General features: G+C 71.6%; 18 protein-coding genes. 12 read left to right on the forward strand and 6 right to left on the reverse strand.

Annotated features, from left to right (window positions below):
- The first annotated feature begins 74 nt into the window (after positions 1 to 74).
- Genes QFW96_RS19615 through QFW96_RS19635 form a run of 5 tightly spaced genes read left to right on the forward strand, consistent with a single transcriptional unit; the run spans position 75 to position 5,185 of the window.
- Positions 75 to 875 carry an IclR family transcriptional regulator gene (locus tag QFW96_RS19615; protein ID WP_281457146.1) on the forward strand — a complete coding sequence of 267 codons (801 nt, stop codon included), beginning with the start codon at positions 75 to 77 and terminating at the stop codon, positions 873 to 875.
- Entirely contained in the window at positions 872 to 2,068 is a 1,197-nt protein-coding gene (locus QFW96_RS19620) for a CaiB/BaiF CoA transferase family protein (RefSeq protein ID WP_281457147.1), read from the forward strand. Before QFW96_RS19615 ends, QFW96_RS19620 begins: the two co-directional genes overlap by 4 nt.
- Entirely contained in the window at positions 2,065 to 2,961 is an 897-nt protein-coding gene (locus QFW96_RS19625; protein ID WP_281457148.1) for an HpcH/HpaI aldolase/citrate lyase family protein, read from the forward strand. The genes QFW96_RS19620 and QFW96_RS19625 overlap by 4 nt, the downstream gene beginning before the upstream one ends.
- Entirely contained in the window at positions 2,958 to 3,785 is an 828-nt protein-coding gene (locus QFW96_RS19630) for a cyclase family protein (protein ID WP_281457149.1), read from the forward strand. The genes QFW96_RS19625 and QFW96_RS19630 overlap by 4 nt, the downstream gene beginning before the upstream one ends.
- On the forward strand, positions 3,782 to 5,185 hold the full coding sequence (locus tag QFW96_RS19635; RefSeq protein ID WP_281457150.1) for an MmgE/PrpD family protein: 1,404 nt from the start codon (positions 3,782 to 3,784) through the stop codon (positions 5,183 to 5,185). The genes QFW96_RS19630 and QFW96_RS19635 overlap by 4 nt, the downstream gene beginning before the upstream one ends.
- A 195-nt stretch (positions 5,186 to 5,380) precedes the next feature.
- Here QFW96_RS19635 and QFW96_RS19640 read toward each other — a convergent pair whose 3' ends face one another.
- The gene (locus tag QFW96_RS19640; RefSeq protein WP_281457151.1) at positions 5,381 to 5,998 is read right to left on the reverse strand and encodes a mycothiol-dependent nitroreductase Rv2466c family protein; all 618 of its coding nucleotides are present in this window, start codon (positions 5,996 to 5,998) and stop codon (positions 5,381 to 5,383) included.
- 233 nt (positions 5,999 to 6,231) lie between these two features.
- Here QFW96_RS19640 and pepN point away from each other — a divergent pair, with 233 nt between their 5' ends.
- Positions 6,232 to 8,805 carry an aminopeptidase N gene (pepN, locus tag QFW96_RS19645; RefSeq protein ID WP_281457152.1) on the forward strand — a complete coding sequence of 858 codons (2,574 nt, stop codon included), beginning with the start codon at positions 6,232 to 6,234 and terminating at the stop codon, positions 8,803 to 8,805.
- A 254-nt stretch (positions 8,806 to 9,059) separates the two neighbouring features.
- On the opposite strand, the gene QFW96_RS19650 is transcribed toward pepN, so the two are convergent.
- Positions 9,060 to 9,593, reverse strand: coding sequence for a DUF5130 family protein (locus QFW96_RS19650; protein ID WP_425524772.1), 534 nt, complete (start codon positions 9,591 to 9,593; stop codon positions 9,060 to 9,062).
- Positions 9,580 to 9,837: an aa3-type cytochrome oxidase subunit CtaJ gene (gene ctaJ / locus QFW96_RS19655; protein WP_281457153.1), complete on the reverse strand. Its 258-nt coding sequence runs from the start codon at positions 9,835 to 9,837 to the stop codon at positions 9,580 to 9,582. Before ctaJ ends, QFW96_RS19650 begins: the two co-directional genes overlap by 14 nt.
- A gap of 487 nt (positions 9,838 to 10,324) precedes the next feature.
- Here ctaJ and QFW96_RS19660 point away from each other — a divergent pair, with 487 nt between their 5' ends.
- Complete coding sequence (locus QFW96_RS19660) at positions 10,325 to 10,612, forward strand: hypothetical protein (protein WP_281457154.1); 288 nt, start codon at positions 10,325 to 10,327, stop codon at positions 10,610 to 10,612.
- Between the two features lie 33 nt (positions 10,613 to 10,645).
- Here QFW96_RS19660 and QFW96_RS19665 read toward each other — a convergent pair whose 3' ends face one another.
- Positions 10,646 to 11,293 carry an HNH endonuclease gene (locus QFW96_RS19665; protein WP_281457155.1) on the reverse strand — a complete coding sequence of 216 codons (648 nt, stop codon included), beginning with the start codon at positions 11,291 to 11,293 and terminating at the stop codon, positions 10,646 to 10,648.
- 278 nt (positions 11,294 to 11,571) lie between these two features.
- On the opposite strand from QFW96_RS19665, the gene QFW96_RS19670 reads away from it, so the two are divergent.
- The 5 genes from QFW96_RS19670 to QFW96_RS19690 all read left to right on the forward strand — a co-directional run bounded on the left by QFW96_RS19670 (position 11,572) and on the right by QFW96_RS19690 (position 17,898).
- Positions 11,572 to 13,680, forward strand: coding sequence for a prolyl oligopeptidase family serine peptidase (locus tag QFW96_RS19670; RefSeq protein WP_281457156.1), 2,109 nt, complete (start codon positions 11,572 to 11,574; stop codon positions 13,678 to 13,680).
- Positions 13,681 to 13,813: 133 nt separating this feature from the next.
- Positions 13,814 to 14,794 carry a mechanosensitive ion channel family protein gene (locus QFW96_RS19675; protein WP_281457157.1) on the forward strand — a complete coding sequence of 327 codons (981 nt, stop codon included), beginning with the start codon at positions 13,814 to 13,816 and terminating at the stop codon, positions 14,792 to 14,794.
- Positions 14,795 to 15,029: 235 nt separating this feature from the next.
- A complete protein-coding gene (locus QFW96_RS19680) occupies positions 15,030 to 15,413 on the forward strand; it encodes a globin (protein ID WP_281457158.1) in 384 nt (127 codons plus the stop codon).
- Complete coding sequence (locus QFW96_RS19685) at positions 15,404 to 16,510, forward strand: alpha-amylase family glycosyl hydrolase (protein ID WP_281457159.1); 1,107 nt, start codon at positions 15,404 to 15,406, stop codon at positions 16,508 to 16,510. Before QFW96_RS19680 ends, QFW96_RS19685 begins: the two co-directional genes overlap by 10 nt.
- Positions 16,511 to 16,671: 161 nt before the next feature.
- Positions 16,672 to 17,898: a heparan-alpha-glucosaminide N-acetyltransferase domain-containing protein gene (locus QFW96_RS19690; RefSeq protein WP_281457160.1), complete on the forward strand. Its 1,227-nt coding sequence runs from the start codon at positions 16,672 to 16,674 to the stop codon at positions 17,896 to 17,898.
- A 172-nt stretch (positions 17,899 to 18,070) separates the two neighbouring features.
- Here QFW96_RS19690 and QFW96_RS19695 read toward each other — a convergent pair whose 3' ends face one another.
- Complete coding sequence (locus QFW96_RS19695; protein WP_281457161.1) at positions 18,071 to 18,712, reverse strand: DUF8185 domain-containing protein; 642 nt, start codon at positions 18,710 to 18,712, stop codon at positions 18,071 to 18,073.
- Positions 18,705 to 19,130, reverse strand: coding sequence for an acyl-CoA thioesterase (locus QFW96_RS19700; RefSeq protein ID WP_281457162.1), 426 nt, complete (start codon positions 19,128 to 19,130; stop codon positions 18,705 to 18,707). Before QFW96_RS19700 ends, QFW96_RS19695 begins: the two co-directional genes overlap by 8 nt.
- Positions 19,131 to 19,189 lie beyond the last annotated feature (59 nt).

The raw sequence follows: 19,189 nt of genomic DNA on the forward strand, positions 1-19,189 counted from the left end.
TCCTTGACACCAACGACGATCCCCAACATTCTTGTTCCGTCTAGCGGTACGTATTTGACGACGAGGAGAATCGCGTGGCGGAGTCGAGCGGCGGCACCGGAGCCACCGAGCGCGTGGCCGACGTCCTGCTGTTGTTCACCGACGGGCCTCCCACCCTCGGCGTCAGCCAGGTGGCCCGGGAGCTGGACCTGTCCAAGGCCGTGGTCCACCGCATCCTGCAGTCGCTGACCAGCAGGAACCTGATCGCCTACGACCCGGAGACCCGCGAGTACCGGCTCGGGCCCGCCGCCGCGGCGCTGGGCAGCCGGGCGCTGCGCGACTCCGACCTGCGCGCGGCGGCCCTGCCGTTCCTGGCCGAGCTGCGCGACAAGCTGCACGAGACCGTCACCATCAGCGCCAAGGTGCACGGCGGCCGCGTCTACCTCGACCAGGTCGTCGGCACCCACGAGATCACCATGTCGGTCGAGCTCGGCAAGCGGTTCCCGCTGCACGCCGGCTCGTCCGGCAAGTGCGTGCTCGCCCACTGCGACCCCGACGAGGTCGACCGGCTGCTCTCCGGCGACCTCCTCGCGCTCACCCCCAACACCCCGACCGACCCGGAAGCCCTGCGCGCCGAGCTCGCCCGCATCCGCGAGCGCGGCTACGCCGCCTCGGCCGGTGAGCGCCAGGGCGACGCCGGATCGGTCGCCGTTGCCGTGTTCGGCCCGGTCGGGGTCGTCGGCGCGGTGTCGGTGTGCGGACCGCGTTTCCGGGTCACCGAGGAGTTCGTCGCCGCCACCGCCCCGCAGCTGATCGAGACCGCCGACCGGATCACCGCTCGACTCGGCGGCACCGCACCCGCGCGCGCCGTCGCCACCACCGGAAGGACGACATGAGCCACGACCACCCGGCCGCGCTGGGGGGCCTGAAGGTCCTCGACGCCTCCACCCTGTTCGCGGGCCCGCTGGCCGCCACGCTGCTCGGCGACCACGGAGCCGACGTCATCAAGATCGAGCACCCGCGCGGCGACCCGGCCCGCACCCACGGCTCGCAGAAGGACGGCGTCGGCCTCTGGTGGAAGATGCTGGCCCGCAACAAGCGCGCGATCACCCTCGTGCTGTCCACCCCGCGCGGCCGCGAGCTGTTCCTCGACCTGGCCGCCGACGCCGACGTGGTCATCGAGAACTTCCGGCCCGGGACCCTGGAGCGCTGGGGCCTGGGCTGGGAGGAGCTGTCGGCCCGCAACCCCGAGCTGGTGCTGGCTCGGGTCACCGGCTTCGGCCAGACCGGCCCCTACTCCAGCCGCCCCGGGTTCGGGACGCTGGCCGAGGCGATGAGCGGGTTCGCCGCCATGACCGGTGAGCCCGACGGTCCGCCCACCCTGCCGCCGTTCGGCCTCGCCGACGGCGTGGCCGCGCTGACCACGGCGTTCGCCATCATGACCGCGCTGCGCGCCCGCGAGACCACCGGCCGCGGGCAGGTCGTGGACACCGCGATCATCGAACCGCTGCTGCACCTGCTCGGCCCCGGCTTGATCGCCTACGACCAGCTCGGCGTGCTGCAGCCGCGCACCGGCAACCGCTCCACCAACAACGCCCCGCGCAACACCTACCAGTGCGCCGACGGCCAGTGGGTGGCCGTGTCCACCAGCGCCCACTCCATCGCCGAACGCGTGATGCGGCTGGTCGGCGCGCCCGAGCTGATCGACGAGCCCTGGTTCGCCAGCGGCGCGAGCAGGGCCGAGCACGTCGAGGAGCTCGACGCCGCCGTCGGTTCCTGGATCGCCGCCCGCAACCGCGACGAGGTCGTCGACGCCTTCGAGAAGGCCGAGGCCGCCGTCGCACCGATCTACACCGCCGCCGACGTGCTCGCCGACCCGCACTTCAACGCCCTCGGCAGCATCGTGACCCTCGACGACGAGGAGCTGGGCCCGGTCCGGTTCCAGAACACCCCGTTCCGGCTGTCGGACACGCCCAGCCGGATCGCCACCACCGGCCCGCGCCTGGGAGCCCACACCGCCGAGGTGCTGGGCGAGCTCGGGGTCGACGCCGAGGAGCTGGAAAGCCTTCGCGCGCAGGGGGTTCTGTGACCACCATCGGCCTGGCCCGCAGCTGGCTCTACGTCCCCGGGCACCGCGCCGACCTCGTCGGCAAGGCGCTCGACGGCCCGGCCGACGCCGTCGTGCTGGACCTGGAGGACGCGGTCCCGCCCGCGCACAAGGACCAGGCCCGCGACGTCGCGGTGCGGACCTGCCGGTCCCGGCCGGACCGGGTGTGGGTCCGCATCAACGGCGCGGGCACCGCCTGGTCCGAAGCCGACGCGGCGGCGCTGATCGGCAGCGGTGCGGCGGGAATTCGGGTTCCCAAGGCCGAATCCCCTTCCGCTGTCGCCGATCTCGCCGAGCGGACCGGGCTGGCGCTGCACCTGCTGATCGAGAGCGCCCGCGGCCTGCGCGCGGCGTTCGAGCTCGCCGAGTGCCACCCGCTGATCGCCGGGGTCTCCCCCGGCGAAACCGATCTGGCCGCCGACCTGCGGATTCGCGACCGCCGCGAACTCGCCTGGGCCCGCGCCCGGATCGTGGCCGCCAACCGCGCCGCCGGGCTGCCCAGCCCGGTCGCCAGCGTCTGGACCGACCTGTCCGACACCACCGGGCTCGCCGAGGACAGCGCCGCGCTGCGCGACGCCGGGTTCTTCGGCCGCTCGGTGATCCACCCGGGGCAGATCGACCCCGTGCACCGGACCTTCACCCCGGACCGCGACGAGGTCGAGCGAGCCCGCGCGCTCCTCGACGCGCTCGACGTCGCGGGCGACTCCGCGGCGTGGGTCGACGACCGGGGGCGCTTCGTCGACCCGGCCGTCGTCGCCGGAGCCCGCTGGGTGACCGAGCTCGCCGACGCGCTCGGCGGCTCCCCCACGAGCACGACGTCACCGCACGATCACGACGAACCGGCCGGTGCCCGGCCGGGAAGGAGCACCTCGTGACCACCACCTCCGCAGGCCCCGACCTGCTCGACGCCGTCCGGGCCGGGACCCGGGTCATCGAGCTCGGCCACCCGCTCTACACCGGCATGGCAGGTTCGCCGAACCACCCGGGCTTCCGGATGACGCTGGAGCGCCGCCACGGCGACGCGATCCGCCCCGACGGCGGCTCGGCGTCCAACGAGGTCATCGTCACCGGCGGGCACACCGGCACCCACGTCGACGCCCTCGCCCACGTCAGCCACGACGGGCTGCTGCACGGCGGCGTCGACGCCGCCGAGTCCCAGCGCGGCGGCAAGCACACCGTGCACGGCGCCGAGACCATCCCGCCGATGGTCACCCGGGGCGTGTTCCTCGACGTCGCCGCGGTGCGCGGCGTCGACGTCCTCGAACCCGGCTACGGCGTCACCGCCGAGGACCTGGCCCGCGCCGCCGAGCGCGCCGGGGCCGAGCCCGGCGCGGGCGACATCGCTGTGGTGCGCACCGGCTGGGGACGGTTGTTCGGCGACGCGCAGGCCTACGTCGGCAAGGAGACCGGTGTTCCCGGCATGACCGTCGACGCCGCGCACTGGCTGGCCGAGCGGCGGATCGTGGCCACCGGCACCGACACCACCGCCTACGAGCAGATCCCGGCCGGTGCCGGGCACCGCGTGCTGCCGGTGCACCGGGTCCTGCTGGTCGAGCACGGCATCCACATCGTCGAGCACATGGCCTGCGAGGACGCGGCCGAGGCCGGGATCGGCGAGTTCCTGGCCGTGTTCGCCCCGCTGCGCATCGTCGGCGCCACCGGCGCCCCGGTCCGCCCGCTGGCGGTGGTCCCGGCATGACGACTCCCGCGCAACGCATCGGCGAGGTCGGCGCCCGGCTGGCGACCGAGGGCGTCGACGACGTCCTGGCCGACGACCTGGTCCGGCGCATCGTCGACGTCGTCGGCAACTCGCTGGCCGCCACCCGCGAGGAACCCGCCCGCATCGCCGGCGCCGTGGCCACCGAGTGGGGCGGAGCCCCGCAGGCCACCGGAATCGGCATGGGACAACGGCTCCCGGCCCCGTCGGCGGCCCTGGTGAACGGAACCCTGGCGCACAGCCTCGATTTCGACGACACCCACCTGCCGTCGGTGCTGCACCCGTCGGCCGCCGTCGTCCCCGCCGCGCTGGCCACCGCCGAGCGCACCGGCGCGGGCGGCGCGGCGCTGCTGGCCGCCGCCGCGATGGGCATCGAGGTGACCTGCCGCCTGGGCATGGCCGGTTACGACGAGGAGCTCGGCAACTCGGTGTTCTTCGAGCACGGTCAGCACGCGACGGCGATCTGCGGCGCGGTCGGGGCGGCGGTGGCCTCCGGCATGCTGCAGGGGCTCGACGCCGAGCAGCTGACCTCGGTGATCGGCATCGCCGCCAGCATGGGCGCCGGGGTCATCGAGGCCAACCGCACCGGCGGCACGATCAAGCGGGTGCACTGCGGCTGGGCCGCGCACGCGGGCGTCGCCGCCGCCGACCTGGCCAGGCACGGCCTGACCGGGCCGCCCACGGTCGTCGAGGGGCGGTTCGGGTTCCTGCGCGCCTTCTGCGGCGAGCGGACCCACCCGGAGCGCGTCACCGAGGGCCTCGGCGAGCGGTGGGAGACGACCGGGGTGTTCTTCAAGCCCTACCCGTGCAACCACTTCACGCACGCGGGCGTGGACGCGGCGCTGCGGCTGCGCGAGCGCGGCGTCACCGCCGACCAGGTCCGGGAGCTGGTGCTCGGCGTTCCGGCCCCCGTGATGCGCACGATCGCCGAACCCGCCGAGGAGAAGCGGCGGCCCCGCTCCGGCTACCACGCGGCGTTCTCGGGCCCTTACACCGTTGCGGCGGCGCTGCTCGGCGGCGGCGGGCTGGGCGTGTTCCACGAGGACTTCACCGACGCCGCCGCGGCCGACCCGGCGCGCCTGGACCTGGCCGGGCGGGTGCGGGTCGTCGCCGACGACGAGGCCACCGCCGGATTCCCGCGCCAGTTCCCCGCGGTCCTCACCGCCGAGCTCACCGACGGCACGACGGTGACCGAGCGGATCCGCGAGAACCGGGGCGGCCCGCAACGCCCCCTGTCGGCCGACGAGCTCGCGGCCAAGTTCACCGGCAACGCCGAACGCGCGGTCGGACCCGACCGCGCCGCCGAGATCGTGGCCTCGCTCTGGACCCTCCGCGAGGACCGTCCCGTCACCGAGGTGATGTCCGGGCTGCACACCCCGTGACCCGCGTTCCCGGAGGCCGGCCCCGTCCCCCGACCGGGGCCGGCCTCCGCGGGCACCCGAGAACCGTGATGACCGGGAAAAACCCGCCCGCACCCGTTCTCGCAGCTCAACCCCGCCACCTGGGAAAAATCCGGTAAACATCGGAACTTTCCCACCCGGGCCGGAACCCCCGATGTTAGACCGGTGTGCGGTGGATCAGTAGTCGAACTGCGGGTCTTCGGTGCGGCTGCGCTTGAGCTCGAAGAAGTACGGGTAGCTGGCCATGGCGACCGCGCCGTCGAAGATCTTGGCGGCCTCCTCGCCCTTCGGGACCCGGGTGATGACCGGGCCGAAGAAGGCGACGCCGTCGACGTGCAGGGTGGGCGTGCCGACCTCGTCGCCGACCGGGTCCATGCCCTGGTGGTGGCTGGTCCGCAGCTCCTCGTCGTACTCGGTGCTGTGCGCGGCCTGCGCGAGCTCGGCGGGCAGCCCGACCTCGGCCAGCGCGCCCTCGATCGCCTCGTCGAAGTCCTTGATGCCCCGGTCGTGGATGCGCTGGCCCAGCGCGGTGTACAGCGGCGAGAGGACCTCGTCGCCGTGGTGCTTGGCCGCGGCGATGCACACGCGCACCGGGCCCCAGCCGCGCTTCATCAGGTCCAGGTACTGCTCGGGAAGGTCGCGGCCCTCGTTGAGCACGGCCAGGCTCATCACGCGGAAGCTCAGGTCGATGTCGCGGACCTTCTCGACCTCCAGGATCCAGCGCGAGGAGACCCAGGCGAACGGGCACAGCGGGTCGAAGTAGAAGTCCACCTTGGGGCGGGCAGCGGCGGTCATCCGTGCCTCCATCAGTCGAAGTCGGGCAGGTGCCTGGGCGCAGCACCACGTCTGGGGCGCGGCGGCCCCGAAGTAGTAACCACGCCGCGGCCGATTGTCTTCCCGGCGCCTCCGACACGCCGATGATCGCGGAGGTGCGTGCCCGGGAGCGCGACTCCGGCCCGACGTGATTTGATGCCTGCGCCGGGCATCCACACCGGCCATGACCGTCCCTACGAACTACGAGGTGATCCGTGGCACCGCCGAACCTCACCCGCGAACAGGCCGAGCAGCGCGCCGCGTTGCTGGAGGTCCAGTCCTATGTGATCGAACTGGACCTCTCCGCCGGCGCGGGCGGTGTGGAAGTGGAGACCTTCGGTTCCACGACCACGGTTCGCTTCCGCAGCAACCAGCCCGGCGCCGACACCTGGATCGACCTGGTGGCCGACGAGGTGCGCAGCGCGGTGCTCAACGGCGTCGAGCTCGACGTCTCCGACTACGACGAGTCGACCGGCATCCGCCTGCCCGGCCTGGCAGCCGAGAACGAACTCGTGGTGCGCGCGAACTGCGCCTACACGAACACCGGTGAAGGTCTGCACCGCTTCATCGACCCCGTCGACGGAGCCGTCTACCTCTACAGCCAGTTCGAGACCGCCGACGCGAAGCGGATGTTCACCTGCTTCGACCAGCCCGACCTGAAGGCGACCTACCAGATCACGGTCGACGCCCCGGGCGACTGGAAGGTCATCTCCAACGCCGCCGGTGAGATCACCGAGACTGACTCGGGCAAGCGCCACGTCTTCGACACCACCAGGCCGATGTCGACCTACCTGGTCGCGCTGGTCGCCGGCCCCTACGCCGAGTGGCGCGACGAGTTCCCCGGCGAGGACGGCCAGGACCCGATCCCGCTGGGCATCTACTGCCGCGCCTCGCTGGCCGAACACCTCGACGCCGAGCGGCTGTTCACCGAGACCAAGCAGGGATTCGGCTTCTACCACAAGGCGTTCGGCGTCCCGTACCCGTTCGGCAAGTACGACCAGTGCTTCGTGCCGGAGTTCAACGCGGGCGCCATGGAGAACGCCGGGTGCGTGACCTTCCTGGAGGACTACGTCTTCCGGTCGAAGGTGACCGGCTACCTCTACGAGCGCCGCGCCGAGACCGTGCTGCACGAGATGGCGCACATGTGGTTCGGCGACCTGGTCACCATGCGCTGGTGGAACGACCTGTGGCTCAACGAGTCCTTCGCGACCTGGGCCAGCGTCCTCGCCCAGGTCGGCGCCACCGAGTACGACGCCGCCTGGACGACCTTCGCCAGCGTCGAGAAGTCCTGGGCCTACCGCCAGGACCAGCTGCCCTCGACGCACCCGGTCGCCGCCGACATCCCGGACCTGCAGGCCGTTGAGGTCAACTTCGACGGCATCACCTACGCCAAGGGCGCCTCGGTGCTCAAGCAGCTGGTCGCCTACGTGGGTCTGGACAACTTCCTGGCCGGGCTGCGGGTCTACTTCGACCGGCACGCCTGGAGCAACGCCACCCTCGACGACCTGCTCAAGGCGCTGGAGGAGGCCTCCGGCCGGGACCTGTCCTGGTGGAGCGCGCAGTGGCTGGAGACCACCGGCCTGAACATGCTGCGCCCGCGCTTCAGCACCGACGACGAGGGCCGGTTCACCCAGTTCTCGGTGGTGCAGAACGGGGCCCGGCCCGGTGCCGGTGAGCTGCGCACGCACCGCCTCGCGATCGGCATCTACGACGACGAGAACCGCAAGCTGGTGCGCAGGCACCGCGTCGAGCTCGACGTCTCCGGCGAGGTCACCGAGGTCCCGGACCTGGTCGGCGTGCACCGCGGCAAGCTGGTGCTGGTCAACGACGACGACCTGACCTACTGCTCGCTGCGCTTCGACCCCGAGTCGCTGGCCACGCTGGTGGACCGGATCGGCGACATCGACGAGTCGCTGCCGCGCGCGCTGTGCTGGTCCACGGCGTGGGAGATGACCCGCGAGGCCGAGCTCAAGGCCCGCGACTTCGTGACCCTGGTGCTGGGCGCCTCGGCCGAGGCCGGCATCGGCGCGGAGAGCCAGATCGGCGTGGTGCAGCGGGTGCTGCTGCAGACGCAGACCGCGCTGAACTCCTACGCGGACCCGTCCTGGCAGCCCGAGGGCTGGCGCCGGTTCAGCTCCCGGCTGTTCGAGCTGGCCCGCGCCGCGGCGCCCGGTTCGGACCACCAGCTGGCGTTCGTCAACTCGCTGACCGGGTCGGTGCTCTCCGACGAGCAGGTCGACGAGCTGCGCGGCTGGCTGGACGGCTCGGCCCCGCTGCCGGGTCTGACGGTCGACACCGATCTGCGCTGGGGTCTGCTGCAGGCGCTGGTCGCGCACGGCGCGGCCGGTGAGGCGGAGATCGACGCGGAGCTGGAGTCCGACCAGACCGCGACCGGCCGCCGCCGCGCCGAGCGGGCCCGGGCCCTGATCCCCACCGCGGGGTCGAAGGAGAAGGCCTGGCAGCGCGCGGTGCACGACGACCAGCTGCCGAACGCGGTCAGCGACTCGATCATCGCCGGTTTCCAGCACCCGGCCCAGCGCGAGCTGCTGGCGCCGTACGTGCAGCGGTACTTCGAGTCGATCGACGAGGTCTGGCAGCGCCGCTCCAGCGAGCGGGCTCAGCCGACGGTGATCGGCCTGTTCCCGTCCTGGGCGGTCACCGACGAGACCGTCGCGGCCGCCGACGCGTGGCTGGCGGGCGACCGCCCGGCGGCCCTGCGCCGCCTGGTCTCGGAAGGCCGCGCGGGCATCGTCCGCGCCCTCGCCGCCCGCGAGTTCGACCGCTCCTGACACCGCGGGGTGGGGGAGGTTCTCAGGACTTCCCCCACCCGCACCAGGACGAGGTTTTCATGAAAACTTCGTCCCCCACCAGAGGTGACGGTTCCACGAGAACCTTCTGGCCTCGGACGAGTGCGGGGAGATCGAAGTTTTCATGAAAACCTCGCGTTCTCCGGTGGAGGGACGTTTTCATGAAAACTTCGTCCACCTCAGGGCGTTGAAAAGCCGCCTCGGTCGTGACCGGGGCGGCTTCTTCGCGTCTGCGATCAGTGGTGCTCCGCGGACTTGAACGAGGTGCCCGCGGCGTCGGCGAGCATGCGGACCGCGCTGATGAGGCCGTCGATGATCTCGTCCTCCTTGAAGGAGGCGACCATGCTCATGGCGGCCAGCTGGCAGCTGCGGTCCGGGATCCGGCGGTGCGCTTCCTCGCCGGTGACGATCTCGAACTTGCGCTGACCGGGCGAGACCGCGATCAGCGCGGCCTCCGGGGCCTGAGCGCCGAGGTTGGCGTGCAGCTCCTCGGACTGCTTGCGGGTGTCCTCGCCGAGGTCGCCGAGGTAGACGGCGAACTCCAGGCCGGTGCTGCGACTGGCGACCGCCATCGCCTCGTCGAGGCGGGCGAGCTCGCTCGTGCTGAACGGCAGCCGCGGGCGCTCCGGCTCGACGCGCCGCGCCACGGACAGGCGACCCGTCGCCATGCGAGCCTCCCCGGTTCCGAGCCCACCGCTTTCCGTTCGACCGGCCTCTGGTTGACCGGTCTCTGGTTGACCGGCCTCTGGAGCCATCTCACCACTTGCCACTTGCGCCTCCCCGAGCCGTGACGGGCCGTGCGTCGTCCGGCACGTCCTCACCTTCGCCGTCCGCCGGCACCGCGGCGTTCACGCCCTGCGGGTGGGCAGACCAGAACACCGGAGCGAAGTCCCAGTCCTCCCCCGCGCGGTAGCGCGCGCGGGACAGCTTGGGCCACATCGCGATGAGCACGATCACGCCGTAGATGGCCGCTGGGATCACCGCCAGGACCAGCACACTCTCCAGAGCAGTCACGCCCAGTACGGTAGCCGATCGACCGGCTTCCGTGTGCGCGTCCGTCCGGGTGCCGCGATCTTGGTGCGGTGACCGGCGGTGTGATCATCCGGCAATTCACCCGAAGCACCAGCGCCTCGTTCCGGTTGAGCGGATCTCGCCACCGAGGGTGACGCCCTCGACCATCCGAATCCGGACGAGCCGGGTTTTCCGCCTCCACCCTCCGCACGCCGGGTATGGTGACCCAAATCACGCTTCTTAACTCGTTCGGGGCAAACCTTGCACCCGAATGGAGTCGGACCGGACGGGGGTAGTTCGCGGCAGGTTGGCGGCTTGTTCCTGTCGGCTTCTGATCATAGTTTTCACCTGTATGGGTCTTGCATATTTGATCACATGCGTTCAGAGCACCCTATGTATTCGGGAGGCCCCCATGTCGCGCATCGAAGCCGCCACTCAGCGCAGCGAACTCACCCTTTCGATGACCGGCCAACCGCTCGTTGATCACGGAGTGCGAATCAGCAGCCGCCGCGACGGAGTCCGCATCAGCGGTCTCGCGGACGGCGTCCGGATCAGCGGACGGCACGACGGGGTCCGCATCAGCGGCAAGCGCGACGGCGTGCGGATCAGCGGTCTCGCGGACGGCGTCCGCATCAGTGGGCGCCGCGACGGCGTCCGCATCAGCGGGCGCCGGGACGGGGTCCGCATCAGCGGCCGTCAGGACGGCGTGCGGATCAGCGGCCGCCGCGACGGGGTGCGCATCAGCGGGCGCGCCCGCGACGGGGTGCGGATCAGCTGACCCGGCACGCCCCGGACGCGCCCACCGGCGAGATCACGCCGCCGACTCCCCCAAGTACGGCAACCACAGCGGGTCGGTCTCGTTCAGGCCCGCCAGCAACCGCCAGTGCCGGCCGCGCGGCGCCTGCGGGGCGGTCGGCAACCGCCACCCCAGCTCAGCGAGGGTCTTGTCGGCCTTGCGGTGGTTGCACTTGGTGCAGCAGGCGACGCAGTTCTCCCACGTGTGCGGCCCCCCGCGACTGCGCGGGAGAACATGATCTATCGTTTCCGCTCGTGCGCCGCAGTAGACGCACCGGTGGTTGTCCCGGAGCATCAACGCGGCCCGGGTCAGCGGGACCCGGCCGCGGTACGGCACGCGCACGAAGGTGCTCAGCCTGATCACGGACGGGATCTCGACCTCCGCGCTCGCGGAGTGCAGGGTCATCCCGGCCGAGTCACCGTGGACCACCTCCGCCTTGCCGCAGACGACCATCACGATGGCGCGGCGCAGCGGGAGCGCGGTGAGCGGTTCGAAGGTCGTGTTGAGCAGCAGGACCCGTCGCTTGCGCCAGGACGTGGCGTGACCGGGAGGCCGATCCGCCTGCGGTGGCCCCGAGCCTCGGCTCGTCGGGCACAGCGGGGCCCGCGACGCCAGGCCCGTGGCCTTGAGCGCCGGTTGTCGGATCGGTTGTCGGTCTGGCACGCGACCACCTCCACCGGTGTCGGGCAAAGTTCAGCACAGAACCAGGTCCGAACGCACGTGTGATTCGCCACGCCACGCCGCCGAGGTGACTGCGACTGCCGTTCTCGCAGGTGAGAGACCCACACCGCGATCACGTCCGCCGTCGCCCGCCTCGTCGGCGCCACGCTCCCGATTGTCGATCACCGAACCCGGAACCGCGTTGATCAGCTCGGGTGAATCACGCCCAGAGGGTCGCCGGACCCCTCCCGCTCCCCTGCCCGCCACGTATCGTCGCGCTCGTGACCGACGTTCAAGCGCACCTGAGCTACCCGACCGCCGACCGCGAGGACGTCGTGGAGATCCTCCACGGCCGCGAGGTCGCCGACCCGTACCGGTGGTTGGAGGACGTGTCCGCGCCGGCCACCGAGGCGTGGTCGTCGGCTCAGGACGAGCTGGCCCGCTCCTGGCTGGACGCGATGCCGGGCCGCGAAGCGGTGGCCGAGCGGCTGCGCTCGCTGCTGGCGACCGGTTCCGTTGGCGCGCCGCTGTGGCGCAACGGGCGGGCGTTCTTCACCCGCCGCGAGCCTGACCAGGAGTTCAGCGTGCTGCACGTGCGCGAGGCCGACGGCAGCGAGCGGGTGCTGCTGGACGTCACCGAGCTCGACCCGTCCGGACTGACCACGCTCGACAGCTGGGTGCCGAGCCTGGAGGGCGATCTGCTGGCCTACCAGATCTCGGTGGGCGGCGACGAGGAGTCGTTGCTGCACGTCATCGACGTGGCCACCGGCGAGCTGGTCGAGGGCCCGATCGACCGCTGCCGGTACTCGACGATCTCCTGGCTGCCGGGCGGGCAGGAGTTCTTCTACATCCGCCGCCTGCACCCCGACCTGGTGCCCGACGGCGAGGAGCAGTTCCACCGCCGCGTGTGGCGGCACCGGGTGGGCGCCGATCCCGAGCAGGACGTGCTGGTGCACGGCGAGGGCCTGGACCACACCTTCTACTACGGCACGCACGTGTCGCGGGACGGCCGCTGGCTGATCATCGAGGGCAGCATGGGCACCGCGCGCCGCGACGCGGTGTGGATCGCCGACCTCTCCGACTGCACCGGGGTCCCCGCTCTCCGGCAGATCGTGGACACCACCGACGGCTACCGGGTGGCCGCGTGGGTGGAGCGCGACGGCCGGATGTACGTGATGACCACCAAGGACGCGCCGCGCTGGCGGCTGTGCGTGGCCGATCCGGAGCACCCGGAACCGGAGAACTGGACCGAGCTGATCGCCGAGGAACCGGATTCGGTGCTGGAGGCGGTCCGCCACTTCGACGGCGACGACCCGCGCCTGGTGGTGCTGCGCACCCGGCACGCGGTGTCCGAGCTGACGCTGCACGACCCGGTCACCGGTGAGCGCACCGCCGAGATCCCGCTGCCCGGCACCGGCCAGATCACCGCGCTGACCACGGTCGACTCGGCCACCGAGCAGCATCGCGACGAGCTGTGGATCGGCTGGACGGACTTCGCGACCCCGCCGTGCGTGCACGTCTACGACCGCGGCACCGGCGAGGTCGCGCTGGAGTCCTCCGCGCCGGGGACGGCCGAGCTGCCGCCGGTGCACACCCGGCAGGTCACCTACCGCTCGGCCGACGGCACCGACGTGCGGATGTTCGTGCTGGCGCCGGTCGCCGAGCCGGACCGCCCGCGACCGGTGTTCCTGACCGGCTACGGCGGCTTCTCGCTGTCCCGCGAGCCGGGGTACATGCCCTCGGCGCTGGCCTGGGTGGCGGCGGGCGGGGTGTGGGCGCTGCCGTCGCTGCGCGGCGGCGGCGAGGAGGGCGAGGAGTGGCACGTCGCCGGGATGCGCGAGCAGAAGCAGCACACCTTCGACGACTTCCACGCCGCCGCCGAGCACCTGATCGAGACGGGCTGGACGACCGCGGAGCAGCTGGCGATCTCGGGCGGTTCCAACGGCGGCCTGCTGGTGGGCGCGGCCCTGACGCAGCGGCCGGAGCTGTACCGGGCGGTGGTGTGCTCGGCTCCGCTGCTGGACATGGTGCGCTACGAGCGGTTCCTGCTCGGCCGGACGTGGAACGACGAGTACGGCACGGCCGACGATCCGGAGGAGCTGGGCTGGCTGCTGTCGTACTCGCCGTACCACAACGTGACGGAGAACACGGACTACCCGTCGGTGCTGTTCACGGTCTTCGAGTCCGATTCACGCGTGGACCCCAACCACGCGCGCAAGATGTGCGCGGCGTTGCAGCACGCCACTGGATCCGACCCGGACAAACGGCCTATTCTGATCCGCCGGGAGACCGAGGTGGGCCATGCCGCCCGGTCGGTGTCCCGTACCGTGGGGCTGACGACCGACCAGCTCGTCTTCCTCGCGGAGGCGACCGGTCTCGCTTGGGACTGAGCCCCGAACTCGGTTCCGGCCGACCGGTTTTCGATCGTCGTGCGCTGCGGGGCGTGCACGAAGTTCGAGCCGGCCGGTGCTCGCGCGATGCGGCGCACCCGTTGAACGACAGCACGTGGAGACCCCCGAACCCATGAACTTGCCGCTTTTATCCCAGCCGCCGACGTGCGGCGAGTCCGAGCTCTGGTGCCAGGCGGTGTACGACTGGACCCGGAACGCCTGGCTGGCCAGCTACGCCGACCTGCTCATCGCCAAGCCGCTGCAGATCCTGCTGGTGCTGGTGGTCGCTTTCATCATCCGGTGGCTGCTGCACCGGATGATCACCCGCCTGACGCAGGGCAACGGCAAGCCCCCGAAGCTGCTGGCCCCGCTGCGCGAGCGCCGGGGTGACAGCCTCACCACCGAGCTGCTGACCGAGCGCCGCAAGCAGCGCGCGAAGACGATCGGCTCGGTGCTCAAGTCGCTGGTGTCGTTCGTGATCTACGGCCTCGCCGCGATCTACGTCCTGCAGGTGCTGGGCGTGCAGATCGCCCCGGTGCTGGCCTCGGCCGGTGTGCTGGGCGTGGCGGTCGCCTTCGGCGCCCAGAACCTGGTGCGGGACTTCCTGTCCGGCATGTTCATGATGGTCGAGGACCAGTACGGCGTCGGCGACACGGTCGACCTGGGCGAGGCCATCGGTTCGGTCGAGGCGGTGGGCCTGCGGGTCACCACGCTGCGCGACATCAACGGCACCGTCTGGTACGTCCGCAACGGCGAGATCCTGCGGGTCGGCAACTCCTCGCAGGGCTTCGCGGTCGCGGTCGTGGACTTCCCGATCTCGCACAGCTCCGACGTGGAGAAGGCCATCGAGGTCGCGGGCAGGGTCGCCACGGACGCGACGTCCAAGGAGCCGCTCTCGAAGGACGTCCTGGAGCAGCCGCAGATGCTCGGCGTCGACCAGATCACCTCGGACACGGTCACCCTGAGGCTGACGGTCAAGGTCCGGCCGGGCCGCCAGTGGGCGGTGCAGCGCAGGCTCCGGGTCGAGATCAAACGGGCCTACGACGACTCGGCCATCGAGCCCCCGTACCCGAACGGGCGCCCGCTGCCCCCGAACACGGTCTCGACCAACTGACCAGCGGGATCCCCCGAGCCGAACCCTCCGGCCGGGGGATCCCGTATTAGTAGCGGAAGCAAGCACCGAAGGCGCTCCCTCTTCCACCACCCGAGCGACCTGCACCGCCGCGGGTTCTACCCGCATCGCCGAGCAGGATGACCACGGAGTCTTGTCTGCAGACGGAAGCAGGCACGCACCGCACCCGACCGACCACTGAAGCCAACGCCCCGAACCAACCTGAGAGGATGGAACCGTGACTTCCGTGGAGAGTTTCTACGAGCAGGTCGGCGGCGAACCCACCTTCCACCGCATCGTGGCCCGCTTCTACGAGGAGGTGGCCAAGGACGAGCTGCTGCGCCCGCTCTACCCCGAGGAAGACCTGGGGCCGGCGGAGGAGCGCCTGCGGCTGTTCCTGATGCAGTACTGGGGCGGCCCGCACACCTACTCCGACCAGCGGGGACATCCTCGGCTGCGGATGCGGCACGCGCCGTTCAAGGTCGGTCCGGCCGAGCGGGACGCCTGGCTGCGCTGCATGCGGCTGGCCGTGGACGAGGCCGGGTTGCAGCCCCAACACCGCGACCAGCTCTGGCAGTACCTGGAGATGGCCGCCAACAGCATGATGAACTCGTGGTTCTGACCGGCGGACCCGATCTAGGAGCGAAGGACCTGGTGATGCGGCAGGTGGGCACGCAGGACCACCACGGCGAGAGGCCGTGGTGGTTCGACGCGGTGTGCTACCAGATCGACGTCGGCGCGTTCGCCGACGCCGACGGTGACGGGGTCGGCGACCTCGACGGGATTCGCGGCAGGCTCGGTTACCTGGAGCTGCTGGGCGTCGACGTGATCGTGCTGGCCGGCATCGCCGGTTCCGATCCGGCTTCTCCGGCGCTGGCGAGACTGCTCGCGGAGGCGCACGACAACGGGCTTCGGGTGCTGATGGCGATGGACGTCGATCCGGCGCGCGCCGATCCGGGTCCGGTGCTGCGGCCGTGGCTGGATCAGGGGGTGGACGGGTTCCACCTCGCGCCGCGCAACGATCCGGCGGACGCGGTGGCCTCGGTGGTGGCCGAGTACCCGGATCGGATCGTGATCGGCAGCGGTACCGGTGGCTGGCAGCTGCTGTTCGGCTTGGACCTGGCCGTGGCGGGGTTCTCGGCGGAGCCGGTGCGCAAGGCGATCACGACGGTGCTGGACTCCCCCGGCCCGCGCCCGGCGTGGGCGATGGCGAGCCGGGACAGCACGCGCATCCGCGATCACGCGGCGTTGACGCCGGTGCGGGCGATGGCGCTGGTGCAGCTGGCGCTGCCGGGCGCGGTGTGCCTGCGGCACGGCGAGGAGCTGGGGCTGCCGGGCACGGAGCGGGTCCGGATGCCGTGGGAGGGCTTGATGCGGCCCTTCGGGTTCTCGGCGGCGCGGGCGGACTGGTCGTCGATCCCGCACGACTGGGTGCACTTCACGGTGGAGGCGCAGCTGGAGGACGAGGAGTCGACGCTGTCGCTGTACCGGCACGCGATGGAGATGCGGGCGACGCATCCGGCGTTCACGGGTGACGAGGTGGAGTGGTTCGGGGCGCCGGAGGACTGCTTCGCGTTCCGCCGTGTCGGCAGCAGCCTGATCTGCGCGTTGAACACCTCGGCCGAGCCGGTTCCGCTGCCCCCGGGCGAGGTGCTGCTGAGCTCGCGGCCGCTGGTGGCGGGCGAGTTGCCGCCGGGCACCGCCGCCTGGCTCGTGTGAGCCGGGCCTCGCGGGCGCGGGCAGGTGCGGGGGCGCGCGGAAGCGGTCGGTAGATTTCCGGTCGAAGCCCCCGAGATCACCTGGATGTCATGACTGCGGTTGCGCCCGAACGGAGTTCACGCCGGGCGCCCGCCGCTACCTCCAGGAGGCCGTCGCGGCTCGTGGGCGTGGACGTGGCCCGCTTCGTGGCCGTGTTCGGCATGTTCTGCATCCACTTCGGGGTGCCGTTCACGACCGGTTTGCCGGAGGTGTGGGCGGCGCAGTTCTTCAGCGGCCGCTCGACGGCGCTGTTCACGTTGCTGGCGGGTGTGTCGCTGGCGTTGATGACGGGTCGTGCGACGCCGCCGTCGGGCAGCGCGTTGCGCGACGCTCGGCTGCGGGTGGCGGTGCGCGCGGTGGCGCTGCTGGTGCTGGGCCTGGCGCTGGCGAAGGCCACCGAGGCGACCGGGTTCCTGCTGACGGTGATCATCCCGTTCTACGGCTTGTACTTCCTGCTGGCGGTGCCGTTCCTGCGGCTGCGGGCGCGCGGTCTGGTCGTGGCGGCGGCGGTGAGCGCGGCGGTGGGGCCGCAGCTGTCGTTCGTGCTGCGCGGCTGGATCGCGGCGGACACCCCGCTGGCGGGTCTGGTGTCCCTGGTCAACGGCGTCGACCCGGGGCATCTGCTGGCCGATGAGGGTCTGTTCGACCTGCTGCTGCTCGGCTTCTACCCGGCCGCGTCCTACCTGCCGCTGGTGCTGGCGGGGCTGGCCGTGGGCCGGATGGATCTGACCTCGCGGTGGCTCCGGCTGCGGCTGGGCGCGGTGGGCCTGGTGCTGTCGCTGGTGGGCTACCAGGTGTCGTTCCTGCTGGTGCCGGTCGGCCCGCCCGCCCCGGTGGAGGGCACGATCCCGGTCGGGCACCCGGAGTGGTTGCTGGCGGCCAACGCGCACAGCGGGACGACTTTCGAGCTGCTGGGCTCGGGCGGGATCGCGCTGATCGTCCTGGCGCTGTGCCTGGAGCTGGCCGATCGGACGGGGAGCGCGCTGACGCCGCTGGCCAAGGCCGGGTCGATGGCGCTGACGCTGTACGCGGCGCACGCGCTGGCGCTGTCCTGGCAGATCGTCTCCGGTGGCTGGCCGCTGAGCGGGGTGCCGGAAGACCTGGCGCACCTGGCGAGCTCGGGCCCGTCGCTGCCGGACGACCCGAACTTGCCGTGGTTCCCGCGCGACGGTCACGAGCCGACGGGTCTCACGGCGTTCGTGAACACCTTCATGCCGGAGGTGTTCCTGATCTTCACCTTCGCCTTCACCTGCGCCTGGCGCCGCTTCTTCCGCCGCGGCCCGCTTGAAGCCCTGGTCAGCGACATCGTCCGAGCGGTCACCGACCGACGCCCGAAACCCACCCACTAACCGCACCACGGCAGAAATCCCCTCCCCCACCCACGGCGGCTTCCCGTCCACCACACGGATTACCGCCGTAATCCGGACCCCGAAAACCGCCGTAATCCGTCCACCACACGGAAAACCGCCGTAATCCGGTGGCTGAATACCGCCGTAATCCGTCCGACAGGCGGATCGCCGTTCAGAGCAGCAGCGGTAGGAGGGCGTGGCGGCGGCGGACGACGGCGCCGTAGCGGGAGTCGAGGCGCAGCCAGGAGTCGGTGGCGCTGACCCGGACGATCTCCTCCTCGCCGGGCGCCTTGACCAGGAACCCCATGCCGGAGAGGACGAACAGGCAGCGCAGCGGCACTTTCACGTCGAAGCCGGAGCCCTGGACGGTGAAGACCTCCTGGTCCAGCAGCGACGCCGGGGGCGTGCCCTTGGGGCCGACGTTCTCCTTGGCGACGTCGATGCCGCGCTCGGCGACCTCGCCGACCAGCGAGGCCGGGAGGTCCTCGACGAGCTGCCACCCGGTGGCCGGCGGCAGCTCCGAGCGCCACAGCAGGTCCTTCGGCGCGCCCGGGTCCATCACGTCGCCCCCGGCGACGGTGAGCGTCGCCAGCAGCTCGTTGCCGGAGATCGTCAGGTCGGCCGGGTCGACCGAGCCCTCCACGGCGCGGGTGGACAGGGCGTCGAAGGGGGTGGCCGCCCAGACGTCCATCCGGTCGGTGCCGGGGCGGTTGCGCATCCGGACCACCGTCTGGGAGTCGAGCCGGACCGCGCGGGCGACGAAGGCGCCCAGGTCGTCGCGCTCGACCCGGTCCGGCATGCGGAGCTCAGGCACGGTGCGCCTCCAGCTGCTCGGCCCGCCACTCGGACAGGAAGTCGCGTTCCTCGGCGGTGAGCCGCCGCGGCCGCCCGGCGCGCAGGTCGTAGGGCACCATCAGCGTCTCCGCGGTGCACACGGCTTCCTGCGCGAACGCGGTGTAGTCGAGGACGAACGACGCGGCCTTGAGGTCGCGCACCGACATCCGGACCTGCAGCGAGCGGGCCGCGTACATCAGCGGCGAGTGGTAGTCGATGACCACGCGGGCCACGACCATGCCTTCGGCCATGCCCAGCAGGCCCTGCTTCTCGGCCTCGGTGAACAGCAGATCGGCCCGCGCCTCCTCCAGCAACGTGATCGTCCTGGCGTGGTTGACGTGACCGAACGCGTCCATGTCGGACCAGCGCAGGGCCACTTCCGCTACGAAGGCGCCCACGGGGTTCCTCTCTGCTGTGGGGGTGGGGAAGTTTTCATGAAAACTTCCCCACCCGATGT

Source organism: Saccharopolyspora ipomoeae (genome assembly GCF_029952525.1).
Lineage (GTDB): Bacteria > Actinomycetota > Actinomycetes > Mycobacteriales > Pseudonocardiaceae > Saccharopolyspora > Saccharopolyspora ipomoeae.

What these genes read in the sequence shown, in the direction of transcription:
- QFW96_RS19635 (WP_281457150.1), top strand. Translation starts at nt 3,782, where the DNA reads ATGACGACTCCCGCGCAACGCATCGGCGAGGTCGGCGCCCGGCTGGCG.
- QFW96_RS19620 (WP_281457147.1), top strand. Translation starts at nt 872, where the DNA reads ATGAGCCACGACCACCCGGCCGCGCTGGGGGGCCTGAAGGTCCTCGAC.
- QFW96_RS19675 (WP_281457157.1), top strand. Translation starts at nt 13,814, where the DNA reads ATGAACTTGCCGCTTTTATCCCAGCCGCCGACGTGCGGCGAGTCCGAG.
- QFW96_RS19640 (WP_281457151.1), bottom strand. Translation starts at nt 5,998, where the DNA reads ATGACCGCCGCTGCCCGCCCCAAGGTGGACTTCTACTTCGACCCGCTG.